Source organism: Vulgatibacter incomptus (assembly GCF_001263175.1).
Lineage (GTDB): Bacteria > Myxococcota > Myxococcia > Myxococcales > Vulgatibacteraceae > Vulgatibacter > Vulgatibacter incomptus.
Map to the genome: position 1 here is coordinate 432581 of NZ_CP012332.1, position 13424 is coordinate 446004.

Consider the following 13424-nt stretch of genomic DNA (forward strand, 5'->3'; position numbering starts at 1 on the left):
TCAAACTGCCAGCTTCTGCTTCACCAGGTCGGCCACGACCTTCCCGTCGGCGCGGCCCTGGATCCGCGGCGTCAGGACCTTCATCACCTTGCCCATGTCCTTGGGGCCGGCGGCGCCCGCCTCGGCGATCGCCTCGTCGACCAGCTTCGAGAGCTCAGCCTCCGAGAGCTGCGCGGGGAGGTACGACTGGAGGACCTCGATCTCGGCCTTCTCCTTGTCGGCGAGGTCGGCGCGGTTCGCCTTCTCGTACTCGGCCACCGCGTCCCGGCGCTTCTTCAGCTCCGAGCCGATCACGGCGAGGATCCCGGTGTCGTCGAGGGGGCCGGCGGCGCCTGGCTCGGTCTCCTTGTACTTCATCGCCGACTTGACCATCCGGATCGTGCCGAGACGGACCTGGTCCTTCTCGCGCATCGCGGTCTTCATGTCGGCATCGAGCGTTTCGCGCAGCGCCATTTTCGGCTACCTCGACAGGTGGATAAACGGCCACGCGCCCGATGGCCGTCGGGCCAACGGGCGCGGGGGCGGCTCTTCGCCCGAGCGATCGGGCGAGGAGCGAGGGGCGGCTCTCCCAGGAAGAAGTCCACGGGGAGCCGCGCGGGGATCAGATCCCCGTCTTGCGGAGCTTCTTGAGAGCCCGCTTCTTGGCGGCGATCGCCTTCTTCTTCTTCTTCACGGAAGGCTTCTCGTAGTGCTCACGCTTGCGGATCTCGGAGAGGATTCCCGCCTTCTCGCACTGCTTCTTGAAGCGCTTCATCGCGTTCTCGAAGCTTTCGCCTTCCTTGACACGTACGCCCGGCATCCAGTTACACCTCCCCTCGTGCCATTCGGCCATGCGCCCGGTACCCGGATGCGCCTGGCACTCTGAATCGGTTGTTAATCTGCCGCCGGCGAAGCCGCCAGGGGATCGCCGGCCGGAAACCGGCGACAATAAGGAAACCGAACGTCCTGTCAAGCGCTGGATCTTCGCGAACGACCCGAAAGGGACGCGCTTAGGAAAACTTGGAGATCACTCGAGCAGCGGTTGCGCGGAGAGCTTCCTCTCGCACTGGCGCAGCTCGTGGAGGAGCTCGAGGATCTGGGGGTCGTGGGGGACCTCGTCCGGCGCCTTCTTCTCTGCCTCGAGCTCGGACGGCCACCGCTCGTACTGATGCCGTGGCGGCTCGAGGTCGCGGACGTCGACCTCGATCGGCTTCTGCCGGCAGTCCTCGTCATCGGGGTGGTCGGCGCAGCGCCGCAGCCCCTGGAGCAGGCGAAGGGCGGAGGCGTCCTCGGCGTTCTCCACGTAGCCAAAGGTGTCCCTCTCCGCGGCGACTCTGCGCAGGTATTCCTGCCGGCGGACCAGGGCATCCCGCAGCGGGGCGCAGGCGTCGTCGGGAGCCGGGGCGGCCTCGATGTCGGGGTCGAGCGCTTCGTCGTCGGGGAGCTCGGCTTCGCTTTCGTTCCGCGAGGGCGCTGCCGGCTCACGGGGACGAGGCAGGGCGGCGGCGGGCTGCCCATCGTCGCCGTCGACCACGGAGGCGAACGATCCCTCCTCCTCCTCGCCCGGGAGAATGACCCGGACCTTCGCCATGAGGTCCGAGAGGGAGGGCTCGGGCCGCACGGCGTCGGGCCGGGCGTGCCCCTCCTCGGTCACCGCTGCGTCGATCCGGCCGTACTCCTCGGGTCGTCCTGAGAAGCCGGTCGCGTCCGCTGCGAGCACGGGCTTGGCGGGATCACGGACGAGGAAGGACGGGAGCTCGTCCGGCGCCGGGAGCGGCGCGTCGCCCTTTTCCTGCTGCGCGGGCTTCGGCGGCGGCAGCGAAGGGCGGGCCTCCGGCTCGGGTGCGCTCGCGGGCTCCGGCGTCCGCGACTTGCATCCGGCTTCGAGGGCGACGCACGCGAGGGCGAGCGAGGCGATCAGGACTCCCGTGCGCATGAGGTCCTCTCCGCTCCGTCTCGGCGGTACGAGAGAGCGGCCGTCGGGAGCTACTCGTCGCCGTCCAGATCGTCGTCGTCGTCGTCGTCGTCCCGATCGAGGTCGGGCGGGAGCGGCTGGCCGGCGGTCCGGTTGACCCGATCGCGCAGCTCTTTGCCGGTCCGGAAGAGGATGCCCCGCTTCGGCTTCACCGGGATCACCTCGCCGGTCTTGGGATTCCGGCCCTGGTAGCCCTCGTAGTGCTTCACGTGGAAGGCGCCCAGGCCACGGATCTCGATGTTCTCGCCGCGGACGAGGGCCTCCGTCATGGAGTCGAAGATCGTCTCGACCGTCGCTTCGGCCTGCTTCTGGGTGATCCCCTTCTTCTGGACGAGGATGCCGATCAGGTCGGACTTCAACATGCGGGACCTCTTCTGCCCGGGCCGCACAGGACGCCGGATTCGAAGGCGACGGCTGGGAAGTTGCTCAACCTTATCAGAACGTTACCCGCTCGCAAGGGGACGAACGAAGGCATCGATCACGAGAAGGTCGCGGAGGCCCGCAGGGTCTCGAGGTCCATGGAGAGGGAGTCGATGGACGCCGTGTCCGCCGTTCGCAGGACCTCGGCGAGACGGGCGCCCAGCGGGTCGGAGCGGCCTTCGATCGTGCCGCGCACCGCCTGTACGAGCTCGCCGACCTTGATCGAGGCCGGGGGGCGGCTCAGGCGCCAGGCGCGGTCTGCGTGCACGAGCAGGCCTGCACGCTGGAGGTCCCGGACGACGTCGCGGACCATCCCGTCCGCGAAGTCGATGCGGAGCGCGAGCCTCTCGAGGCTGCCGTTGAACTCGCCCTCGGCGCATGCCAGGGCCGTGCGGATCGCGCAGAGCTCCTGGGCGCGCGCCGCGGCCCTGGGGTCCGATTCGAGCCGCAGGAGCTCGGGGTGCTGGAAGGCGAAGGCGATCCGCGCGCCGAAGAGGACGATCAGCCAGGAGACGTAGATCCAGAGCAGGAAGATCGGCAGGGCGGCGAGGGGGCCGTAGACCGCGTCCGACCGGATCGCGTGGACGACGTAGGTGGCGTAGCCGTACTTGGCGAGCTCCCAGACGGAGGCGGCGAGCAGCCCGCCTACGAGGGCGGCGCGCCTCTTCACCTTGGCTGCCGGCGCGATCTTGTAGAGGAGGACGAAGCCGCCCGCGGACAGCGCCAAGGGGATCAGCGGGAAGAGGTGCCGCAGAGGGCCTTCGCCGAAGTAGGTCGCCCAGCCCTTGATCGCGGCGGTCGCGGCGAGGGAGAGGCCGAGGACGATCGGACCGGCGACGAGCAGGCCCAGATAGAGCGCGATCTGCTTCGCGATGGGGCGCATGCGGCCCAGGCCCCAGAGGTCGTCGAAGGCCTTCTCGATGTTGCGGAGCAGGAGGATCGCCGAGAGGGTGAGGAGGAAGACGCCGATCCCTCCCGTCATCATCCCCTTGCCCGCGTTGCGCACGAGCTGATCGAGGTGCTCCACGACCTCCTCGCGGACGCCCACCGCGAGGTTCTCGAACACGAAGGCCCGCACCTGTCGGCGCAGGTCGAAGAGCCCGAGGGCCGCCAGGCCGAAGAGGCCGACGGCCAGAAGCGGCACGAGCGAGACGATCGAGAGGTAGGTGAGCGCGGCCGCGCGGAGGAGGATCCGCTCGGCGCCGAAGCCCCGCAGCCAGCGGAGCTTGCGGCGGGTGGCATCGCTGCCGAGCCAGGTCGTGAGCGACCCGCGCTTGGCGGGTACCTCGACGGCCGTGGTCTCCTCGGGGCGCGCTCCCTCCTGCATCCTAGGCCTCGCCGGAGCCGCTCTCGACGGGCTCGGGAACACGGCTCGACGCAGCGGTTGCCGCCTTGGGCTCATCGGCCGAAGGAGGCTCTGCGCGGACCTCGGCGGCCCGCGGCTCACTCGCACGGTCCTCGGCATCGCGAGCTTCGCCGGCTCGACCTTCCGCGGCGCGGCGCTCACCACCGCGGCCTTCACCGCCGCGGCCTTCGCCGCCGCGGCCTTCGCCGCCGCGGCCTTCGCCGCCGCGGCCTTCGCCGCGCTGCCCGCCGCCCCGGGCCTGGCGCTCACCGCCGCGGCCCTCACGGCGCTCGCCGCGCTTCTCTTCCTTCTTCTCCTCGCGCTTCTCTTCCTTCTTCTCCTCGCGGCGCGGCTGGGCCTGCTGCTGCGCAGCCTTGGCCTCCTTCTTCTCCTGCCGGCCGTAGAGGTCGAACTGCTCGAGGTGGTAGTGCTGCTGCGCCTTCACCTGGATGGTCTTGTTGTACTTGTCCATCATGAAGCGCAGGGTGTCCCGCTCTTCGCCCTGGATCGTACGCGCCACCTCGGGGTGGCAGTTGATCGCGATCGTCGGCTCGCGGAACGCCGACACCTCGCGGCGCAGCTCGCGGAAGATCTCGTGGGCGACCGTGATGCGGCTCTTCACCGCGCCGCGCCCCTCGCAGTACGGGCAGGGCTCGGTCAGCATCCGGCCGATGGACTCGCGCACTCGCTTGCGCGTCATCTCCACGAGGCCGAGCTCGGAGATCTTGAGGACGTTCGTCTTCGCCTTGTCGCGGCCGAGAGCCTCCTGCAAGGCCTTGAAGACCTTGTCCCGGTTCTGGCTCTTATCCATGTCGATGAAGTCGATGATGATGATTCCACCGATGTTCCGCAGGCGGAGCTGGTAGACGACCTCCTTCGCCGCCTCGATGTTGATCTTGGTGATCGTCTCCTCGAGGGACTGCTTCCCCACGTAGCGGCCGGAGTTGACGTCGATGGCGGTGAGCGCCTCCGCCTGGTCGATGATCAGGTAGCCGCCGCTCTTCAGCCAGACCTTGCGCTGCTGGGCCCGCTGGAGCTCGTGCTCGATGCCATAGGCGTCGAAGATCGGCTCGCTCTCCTGGTAGTGCTCCACGTGGGAGGCGAGGGCCGGATCCGTCGCCTGGACGAAGCGCATGATCCGCTCGTACTCGGCGCGATCGTCGATCACGAGCTTCTCCACGTCGGCGGAGAAGAGATCGCGCGTGGCGCGGAGGACGATGTCGAGGTCCGGATGGAGCAGGGCGGGGGCGCCGGTCTTGTCCTTCTTCCGGCCGATCTCGGTCCAGATGTGGATCAGGAAGCGCGCGTCGGCCTGGAGCTTCTCCGCGGGGACGCCGTCGGCGACCGTGCGGACGATGAAGCCGGTCCCGGGCGGGCGAAGGGCGTCGACCGTCTCCCGGAGGCGGCGGCGCTCCTTCTCGTTCTCGATCCGCCGCGAGATCCCCACGTGGTCCACCGTGGGCATGAACACGAGGTGCCGGCCGGGGATGGAGATGTGCGAGGTGATCCGGGCGCCCTTGGTCCCGATGGGATCCTTGGCGACCTGGACGATGACCTCCTGGCCCTCCTTGAGGAGGTCCTGGATGTTCACCTCCTTGTGGGGCTTCTCCTTCTTCTCCTTGTGGGGAGCGGCCTTCGCCTTGCGGGCCTCCTCCTTCTTGCCTTCGGCGGCGGTGGCCTCCTTGGCCTCTCCGTCTCCCTCTTCCTCACCTTCCTCCTCGCCCCGGGCGAGCATCGCCGCGGCGTACTCGTCGGGGACGCCCTCGGACTCAGGGTGCTCGCCCTCGGTGAGCTCGAACTGGCGCTCGGAGAAGTCGGGGTCGTAGTAGACGTCGGAGACGTAGAGGAACGCGGCCTTGTCCAGGCCGATGTCCACGAAGGCCGCCTGCATGCCGGGGAGCACCCGGACCACGCGGCCCTTGTAGATGTTGCCCACGATCCCCTTGTCTGCGTTGCGCTCGAGGTAGAACTCGGAGATCTGTCCGTTTTCGACGAGTGCGACTCTGGATTCGGAGCCCGTGGCGTTGATCACCAGGGAGGAAGACATTGGAGTGCCTTTGCGCACGCCGCCAAGCGGCGCGCCAAGGGCGCCATCGAAGGCTCCACGGGGCCGGGGACACTCGCTTCTCCGCCGCAATCGGGCGACGACGAGTGGGAGACGGGCGTCGGGGTAGGGGCGTTACGCAACCCTCGAAGTCGTCACGGCCGAAGGGGCGCCCCCATCGAGGGGTGACGCGGATCCCGTCGGCCTGGGCTCCCGTGCGACCTCCGGCAGCGTCCGGAGGTTTTGCGGCCCGAGGGCCGCGGGAAAGATGAGCAGGGGGCGCCCCGCCCCCCACGAAAAAGCCTCTCTGCCTGGAGGAAGGGCCGTTCAGGCCGCTCCCCGCGGCGAAATCGAAGACTGCTCGGCCAAGACCTCAGGCCGTGTCGCCCGGGAGACGGGTCGGCGTCGAACGCCGGCCCACTTTGGCCTCGGGCATACTCGGAGTCGAATCTGCCCCAGGAGCGGGGCCGGGGCAACCGAAACTTTGGGCACACCCCGCCTTTCCGGGGACGCCCGCCAGCCAGGGCAGCAAGGGAGCTCTCTACCCTCCGGAAGCCGCGCTCAGTTCACGTAGGCGCGCTGGAACGAGGCAGGGCGCAGGATGGCCTGTCGGCCCTCGAAGTCATCGTCGAGCTCGTGCCAATGATCGACGGCCGGCTCGCCAAAGGACCAGCAGAGCATCACCTGCCTGTCGCCCCGGCGGGAGGGGAAGTCGACGAGGCCGTCGCCCCGCTTCACGACCACTCCGACCTCGGTGAGGTTGTCGATGGCCTCCTGAATCTTCGACAGGAGGTGATCGCGGCGGAGCCTCAGCCGCCGATGCCCGTCCGCGAGGTCTTCGGGGATCGGGGTCCCGGGCAGGGAGCGATCTCCCTGCTGGGACAGGAGCATGCCCGCGCGGGCGAGCTCCATGGAGCGGAACCGGATCCGCTCGAAGGTCTGCTGGAGGAAGGGCACCATCCGGTTCGCTTCCTCGATCGAGAAGTAGCGCATCACCTACCTTCGATAACGCAGGACCAGAGCAGGTCAAGGCCTTCACACGCTCGAGCGGGGCTTCCGACATTGACCTTCCGCGGAGGGTTGGGGACACTGCCGGGCTCGAAATCGATTTGGCGTGCCCAAGCGGAACGGCGTCTCCCGTCGGAGGTGCCCTCTCGCTTGCGCGCGACGGTGCGTGCGGAAGTCCCGCTTTCGCTGCAGGAAGGGATCGGAAATGGGGACGTCGACGCGGCGGATGATGGTGCTCGCCCTGTTGCTCTCGGCGTGGGGCTGCAGCCAGGATCGCGTTCAGGAAGTCGAGAATCCGGGCGGCTCTGGAGGGTCTGGCGGTACCGGCGGTTCGGGAGGGACCGACGTGGTCGACCACGGGCCGCCGGGCACCTGCGAGAACCCCCGTGCGATCGATGCCGCGGTGGCCGAGGTCGGAGTCGGGGCGGTCGCGGGCTCGGTGGAGAACGCGATCGCGGACCACGACGGAGGCTGCGGCCAGGAGGGCCCGGCCCAGGTCTACCGCTTCACCTCGCTGCGCCGCGGGACGCTCTCGCTCACCCTGGCCGCGGAGCGCGGCTTCGTCGTCTCCGCCCGCCGGGCCTGTGAAGACGCGGAGAGCGAGATCCTCTGCCTGCCGGAGGAGCTGGCCTCGGATCCGATCGAGCTGGCAAAGGGCGAGGCGCTCTTCCTGATCGTGGGCGCGAAGGAGAAGCGGGCGGATCCGACGTACGAGCTTCGTCTCGCGTTCACGCCCATCCTCGCCGAGGGCGAGGCCTGCGGGAAGGACGGCGTGAACGGGGTCTGCGAACCCGGCCTGTTCTGCCGCCCGTCGGAGGGGCGATGCAGGGCCAACGTCCCGCCCCGGCTCGACTCGGCGGAGGCCTTGATGCGCGGGAGCGGACAGTACCGGTTCCAGGTCGACGGCACGGATCCCGAGGGCCATGTGGCCGGCCTCTACTTCCGCCTGAAGGACGCGGACGGGAACCCGGTGGCCCTCTCGGGTCTTTACGAGTTGTATACGAACATTTCACCGACTTCGGAGCCCGGCAGCCCGGCGTTCTCGGCGATCTTCGCGGGGAGCGTCAACCTCCCGAAGGCGGCCAGGTCGGTGGAGCTCGAGGTGGTCGACACCGGCAGGGCGAGAAGCAACACCCTCTCGGTGGAGCTGAACGCGCCGACCGTCGTCTCGGAGGGCGAGGCCTGCGATCTCAAGGGCTGGAAGCCCGTGTGCGAGACCGGTCTGGTCTGCCCGCCTATCTCGGCGAACCCCACCTGCGAGACGAACGTCCCGCCCGAGATCGTATCGGGCCGCGCGCTGCGCACGGTGGCGGGCAGCCTGATCCTCGTCCTCGACGGGCGCGACGAGAACGGGGACGCCACGCAGTACTTCGGCCGCTTCCTGAATGAGAACGGCACGCCGGTTCCGGCCTTCCGGCGTGGGGCCACCGAGGGGACGGGCAACTTCGAGGCGAGCCCCTCTGGCTCGCGGGATTTTCACTCCGTCGCGGTCTGGCGGGGCTTCTTCTCCAGCTATCCCAACGTGGTGAAGGCGCAGGTCGCGCTCGTCGACTCCGGCGGGAACCGGAGCGAGCTCGTGGACCTCGAGATCGAGCCGCGCCCGATCGCCGAGCTGGGCGAAGCCTGCGATCTCGGCCTCTTCGAGATCGCGTGTGCGGAGGGGCTGCTCTGTGGGCCGAGCCCGAGCGGCGAGGGCCGCTGCATGGAGATCGAGTCGGCGCGGGTCGCGAAGTGCGAGGCGGCTCCCGAGATCCGCCCGGGTGGACGGGCGATCCTCAGCTCGGCCGGCGCGAGCCATTGGGATCCGCCCGTCGAGTGCAGCTTCTATGGGCAGAGCGCCCTGGGCGCGCCGGAAGCCGCCGCGCGGCTGGTGCTCGACGCGCCGGCTTCGGAGCTGACGATCACCACCGACCTGCCCGGAACCTGGGAGGACAACACCGTCGTCTTCCTCCTCCCGGGCTGCGGCGAGGACGCCGAGGCCGTCGTCGCCTGCGAGGACGCCTGGAAGGAGTTCGACTTCGTCCGGACGACGCTGGTCGCCAAGGACGTCCCGGCCGGGCGCTACCTGATCCTGGTCGACACGCCCACCGGGATGGGTCCGGTCGAGATCGGGGTCAGCGCCCGCTAGAGTTCAGGGTCCGTCGTAGACCCCGACGCCCGAGCTGGTGCCGATGATCACGCGCCTCGGCGAGTGGGACCGGTCGATCGTGACGCTGAGGATCGCGCCGGGCAGGCCATTGAGGCCGTCGATCACACTGGCGAAGTGACCGCCTCGCCAGCGCGCGAGGGCGGCGTCGGTGGCCATCCAGATGCTGCCGTCCGGATCCAGCGCGAGGCCGTAGACGCGGTTGTCGGGGAGGCCCTGGGCGGTGGTGAGGTAGCTCCAGGTCCCGTCGCCCGCCCTGTGGGCGACGCCGTTGCCGAAGCTCGCCGCCCAGAGGCCGGTTCCGCCGTCGGTGATCAGGTCCATCACGAAGTCGTCGCCGCCGGGGTCGAGCGCGATGCCGTCGGGCCAGATGTCGACGATGGGGTCGAGAGTGGCCCAGAACTGCCCGAGATGCCAGCCCTCGTCGGCGTAGTGGATCAGGCCGCTGCGCGCGTCGCCGCCGATCCAGACGTTGCCGTCGGGGGCGATGGCGAGGCCGCGGAAGTCGCCGACCCATAGGCTGCCGCCTTTGTCGGTCGCCGCATGCTGGTGCTCCTGCACGATCCCGAAGGCCTGGCTCCACATGGCGACGCCGTGGTTGCAGCCGAACCAGACGTCGCCCGCGTATTCGCCGGTGAGGACGGGGAGGATCCGGTAGCAGGTCCGCAGCAGGTGGCGGCCGTTCGGGTACTCCGCTGCCGGGGGCGTGAAGATGTCGAAGTGGGTGCGGTCGACGCGGCGGCCGTTCACGACGATCCGGTCGACGCCGCCGCTGCTTGCGATCTCGGGGGGATCGTTGAGGGGATCGCTGCTGGGGAAGAGGCCCCGGTAGCCGACGTAGACCTCGTTGGCGCGGCCGCCTGCCACCGAGATCGGGGGATAGGGAGTGAGGCCGTCGGCAGCGGTGAAGGACTCCCAGGCCGATCCGCCCGACCGGAGGAGGAGGAGCGCCGCGCCGTTCGCGGCCCAGATATTTCCCGCCTGATCGGCGGCGACGCCCCACACGGGCCCGGGGGCCCCGTTCGCTGCTGCCCAGAAGTGGAGGTGGTTGCGGACGTCCGGGTCGGGCGGCGGGCCACCTGTCCCGCCGGGACCGACCCCTCCGCCGACACCTCCGGCGCCGGGTCCGCCGCTCCCGCCCTGGCCGCCAGACGTTCCCGCGACGCCGCCCGTGCCGCCTCCGATGCTGCCCCCGGTGCCGCCTCCGACGCTGCCGCCGGTGCCGCCGCCGATGCTGCCGCCCGTACCGCCGCCGATGTTTCCGCCAGCGCCGCCGCCGTTGCCGCCCGTGCCGCCGGGCGCTCCCGCGGTTCCGCCCGAGCCGGCGCTCTGCAGCGGAGGGTCGTTCGTCGGATCGTGGTGGCACGCTGTAAGCGCCAGCGCAGTCGTCAGCGCCACGCCGACCCGAACGAAGGCAATCGGGCTCGCTCCACCTTCCCTCATGGCGTCTGCTCCATGCTCGCCCACGCGCTCCCGGGGCGTCGATTCGGCTGGACGGACCGCTCGTCGGAGGCTCGGGGGGAGAGGCGCGTGGGCGCCGAACCCACGCTCGCCCGCCTCCTGCCCGTCCAAGGTAAGGAGCTTTCGCCGAGGCGAAGCGGCCGGGGGCGCTCCAATGGGGAGACGACGCGTGTGAAGAAATCGGCCCCGCATCAGCGGGCCCGACTTCTTCAGCTCGCGCTTCGCGCGAGAGCGCTCCTTTTCGTTTGCTCGCCTCCGGCTCAGCGTACGATCAGCACCGGGCAGGGCGCTCGGGACGCGAGGTGGCTGGACACGCTCCCGAGGAAGAAGCGGCGCGCCGGCGAGTGCCCCCGGGAGCCCACGACCAGCAGGTCGATGTTCCACTCCTCCGCGCGCTCGCTCAGCCGGTGGGCGGCGTGTCCCAGATCGAAGGTCGCGGAGGAAACCTCGGCGCCGGCCTTCATGGCGAGCTCGCGGGCGGCGCAGAGGTCGGCGAGGTTCTCCTTGCCGACGACCTCTTCGACGTCCTCGGAGTCGAGCTCGATCCCCTCGGGAGGTAGCGGCCAGGGAGGAGGGACGATCGATTCGATCCGCAGCGCGCCGTCCGACCGAGCGGCGAGGTACGCGGCCACCTTCACCGCTTCGCGCGAACAGTCCGAGCCGTCGAAGCCGACGAGGATGCGGGCGAGGCGGGGGCCGCTGCTCACGCCGGAGGGCACCACGACCACCGACCTCTCTGCCTGCCGGACGACCTTCATCGAGACGGAGCCGAGCTTCAGGCCGCGCCGCGCGCTCCCGAGGCAGAGGATGTCGGCGCTCGACTCCTCGCCGTAGCCGACGATCGACTCCGCGACGGGGCCGTCGAGCTCGACGCGATGGGCGATCGGCGCGACCGAGCCGATCGCGGCCTGGGCCGAGGCGAGGTTCTGCTTGCACTGCTGGCGAGCCGCCTCGCGGTCGCCGCCGGTGAAGAGACGGTGCGCGACCGGCTCCACCACGCAGATCAGGTCGATGGTGCCCTTCGCCGCTGCGGCGATGTGGGCGCCCACCAGGCTGGCGTGGAAGGACGAGGTGGAGCCGTCGACCGCGGCCACCACGTGCTCGAACATCGCGATCCTCCACGAGAAACGTAGGCACGCGAGCGGGGTCGACGCTGCGGCGGGTCAATGAAGCTTGAACCCCCACTCGCCAGCGGTTAGCTTGGCCGGCTCACCGAAAAGCCCGACCGGCAACGCGCCGGACGCGCGACGAGGCGACGAAGAGCATGCGGCTCAAGGTTTGCTACCACGACAACTGCTTCGACGGCCTCTCCTCGGCTGCCGTGTTCACGCGATTCTTCCTGGAATGCGTCGATCCGTCCGCCGAGGTGGAGTACCAGGGCCTCGCACACCGCGCGGGCGACCCGTTCGGCCCGGACCTCTTCGACGGCGACGTCAACGCGGTGGTGGACTTCCGCTACACCCAGAGTCCGCGCCTCGACTGGTACTTCGATCACCACGTCTCGGCCTTCCAGGAGGAGGGTGACGAGGCGCACTTCCGCGCCGACGCCTCCGGCAAGAAGTTCTGGGATCCGGAGGCAAAGAGCTGCACCAAGTTCCTCGCGCGCGTCGCGAAGGCGAAGTTCGGCTTCGATCCCACGCCGATGCAGCACCTCATCGACTGGGCGGATCTGATCGACAGCGCGAAGTTCCCGAGCGCGAAGGCGGCGGTCGAGCTCGAGGGGGCGGCGCTCCAGCTCATGACGCTGATCGAGGCGGAGAAGGACCCCGCCGTGCTCCACGGCCTGATCCGCCGCATGCAGCACGAGACGCTGGAGTCGATCGCGGTCACGCCGGAGATCCGGGCGAAGATCGACGAGCTCCTCGCGCGGCACCGGCGCAACGTGGAGCTCATCCGCGAGCGCGTCTCCGTCGAGGGCGGCATCGTCTTCTACGACATCGCGGATCAGGGGATCGACAACGTCAACAAGTTCATCCCGTACTATCTGCATCCGGAGTGCCGGTACGGCGTCAACGTCACGGCGTCGAAGAAGCGCGCCAAGGTGTCGATCGGCACGAACCCCTGGGCGACCTTCGTCCGCACCCACGACCTCGCCAAGATGGCCGAGAAGTACGGGGGAGGCGGCCATCCGGTGGTGGCGGCGATCTCCTTCCCGCCCGATCAGCTCGAGCGTGCCCGCGCGGTTGCGGCGGAGCTCGCGGCGAAGCTCCGTACCTGATCGGGACCGCGGTCACGGCGCGGGCTCCGCCTTTGCGGCGGAGCCTCGTCGAAAGCGCTACCTTCGGCGCTGGGCGGTGCCCACCGTGGTCGGCGCGAGCGGCGCCGCGGCGTGATGGGGCGGCCCCTCGGTCCGCGTGAACTTGTAGCGGTAGATCGGCTCATTGCGCTCGAGGTAGCCGCGCTCGCGGCTCGACGGGACCTCGGTGGGGTCGTAGGGCGCGAGCTGGCCGGCGCCGAAGCGGTTGACGAAGCCGACGGCCTCCAGCGCTTCGTCCATCTCGACGCCGCGGCCCTCCACGTCGGTGCGGACCTCGAGGAGCCCGCCCGGACGGAGCAGGCTGTAGAGGAGGATGCCGAAGCGATCCTCGACGAGCCGCCTGTCGTGGTGCTTGGCCTTCCACCACGGATCCGGGAACTGGATGTGGATCACGTCGATCGACCTCGGCGCGAACATCCGCGGGAGGATGACCTTCGCGTCGGTGTCCAGGACGTAGAGGTTCCGCAGGCCCCGGCTCCGCGCCTTCTCGGCGGTCTCGCGGGCGAGCTTCTTGCGAACCTCGATGGCGACGAGGTCGATCTCGGGGTGAGCTTCCGCCTGTCCGAGGGCGAAGCCGCCCATCCCCGAGCCGATCTCCACCTCGAGGGGTGCCTGCCTGCCGAAGATCTGCCGCCAATCGACCCGGCCCGCGTAGTCGATGGGGCCCGAGGGTGCGCGCCTGGTCTCCATGCGGCTGCTCCTACCATGCACATGGCGCACGATGCGAGGGTCCTTCGCCGGCCTCGGGCGGCGGGGCGCGGGAAAAAAGCGCGCGATCGCGGGGTCTGG

The 13424-nt window shown here is 69.7% G+C and carries 12 protein-coding genes; 2 read left to right on the top strand and 10 right to left on the bottom strand.

Features of this window, described 5'->3' with window-relative positions:
• The 7 genes from AKJ08_RS01685 to AKJ08_RS01715 all read right to left on the bottom strand — a co-directional run bounded on the left by AKJ08_RS01685 (window position 1) and on the right by AKJ08_RS01715 (window position 6756).
• Entirely contained in the window at window positions 1–453 is a 453-nt protein-coding gene (locus AKJ08_RS01685; protein WP_050724469.1) for a GatB/YqeY domain-containing protein, read from the bottom strand.
• Between the two features lie 148 nt (window positions 454–601).
• A complete protein-coding gene (rpsU, locus tag AKJ08_RS01690; protein WP_050724470.1) occupies window positions 602–799 on the bottom strand; it encodes a 30S ribosomal protein S21 in 198 nt (65 codons plus the stop codon).
• Between the two features lie 207 nt (window positions 800–1006).
• Complete coding sequence (locus AKJ08_RS01695; protein WP_050724471.1) at window positions 1007–1915, bottom strand: hypothetical protein; 909 nt, start codon at window positions 1913–1915, stop codon at window positions 1007–1009.
• A 50-nt stretch (window positions 1916–1965) separates the two neighbouring features.
• Entirely contained in the window at window positions 1966–2316 is a 351-nt protein-coding gene (locus tag AKJ08_RS01700; RefSeq protein ID WP_050724472.1) for an HU family DNA-binding protein, read from the bottom strand.
• A 116-nt stretch (window positions 2317–2432) separates the two neighbouring features.
• Window positions 2433–3701, bottom strand: coding sequence for a YhjD/YihY/BrkB family envelope integrity protein (locus tag AKJ08_RS18995; protein ID WP_050724473.1), 1269 nt, complete (start codon window positions 3699–3701; stop codon window positions 2433–2435).
• Between the two features lies 1 nt (window position 3702).
• Window positions 3703–5766 (bottom strand): Rne/Rng family ribonuclease, encoded by a 2064-nt coding sequence (locus AKJ08_RS01710; RefSeq protein WP_050724474.1) that lies wholly within the window; start codon window positions 5764–5766, stop codon window positions 3703–3705.
• Between the two features lie 558 nt (window positions 5767–6324).
• The gene (locus tag AKJ08_RS01715; RefSeq protein ID WP_050724475.1) at window positions 6325–6756 is read right to left on the bottom strand and encodes a DUF2203 domain-containing protein; all 432 of its coding nucleotides are present in this window, start codon (window positions 6754–6756) and stop codon (window positions 6325–6327) included.
• A 220-nt stretch (window positions 6757–6976) separates the two neighbouring features.
• Between AKJ08_RS01715 and AKJ08_RS01720 the strand changes: the two genes are divergently transcribed.
• Window positions 6977–8899 (top strand): hypothetical protein, encoded by a 1923-nt coding sequence (locus AKJ08_RS01720; RefSeq protein ID WP_050724476.1) that lies wholly within the window; start codon window positions 6977–6979, stop codon window positions 8897–8899.
• Window positions 8900–8902: 3 nt separating this feature from the next.
• Here AKJ08_RS01720 and AKJ08_RS01725 read toward each other — a convergent pair whose 3' ends face one another.
• Together AKJ08_RS01725 and AKJ08_RS01730 are read right to left on the bottom strand one after the other, a co-directional pair.
• Window positions 8903–10360: a two-component regulator propeller domain-containing protein gene (locus AKJ08_RS01725; protein ID WP_050724477.1), complete on the bottom strand. Its 1458-nt coding sequence runs from the start codon at window positions 10358–10360 to the stop codon at window positions 8903–8905.
• 278 nt (window positions 10361–10638) lie between these two features.
• On the bottom strand, window positions 10639–11487 hold the full coding sequence (locus AKJ08_RS01730; protein ID WP_050724478.1) for a universal stress protein: 849 nt from the start codon (window positions 11485–11487) through the stop codon (window positions 10639–10641).
• 155 nt (window positions 11488–11642) lie between these two features.
• Between AKJ08_RS01730 and AKJ08_RS01735 the strand changes: the two genes are divergently transcribed.
• Window positions 11643–12596, top strand: a complete 954-nt coding sequence (locus AKJ08_RS01735) for a GatB/YqeY domain-containing protein (protein ID WP_050724479.1) — start codon at window positions 11643–11645, stop codon at window positions 12594–12596.
• Window positions 12597–12653: 57 nt separating this feature from the next.
• Here the strand turns inward: AKJ08_RS01735 and trmB are convergent, their stop codons facing one another.
• Window positions 12654–13325 (bottom strand): tRNA (guanosine(46)-N7)-methyltransferase TrmB, encoded by a 672-nt coding sequence (trmB, locus tag AKJ08_RS01740; protein WP_082342548.1) that lies wholly within the window; start codon window positions 13323–13325, stop codon window positions 12654–12656.
• Window positions 13326–13424 lie beyond the last annotated feature (99 nt).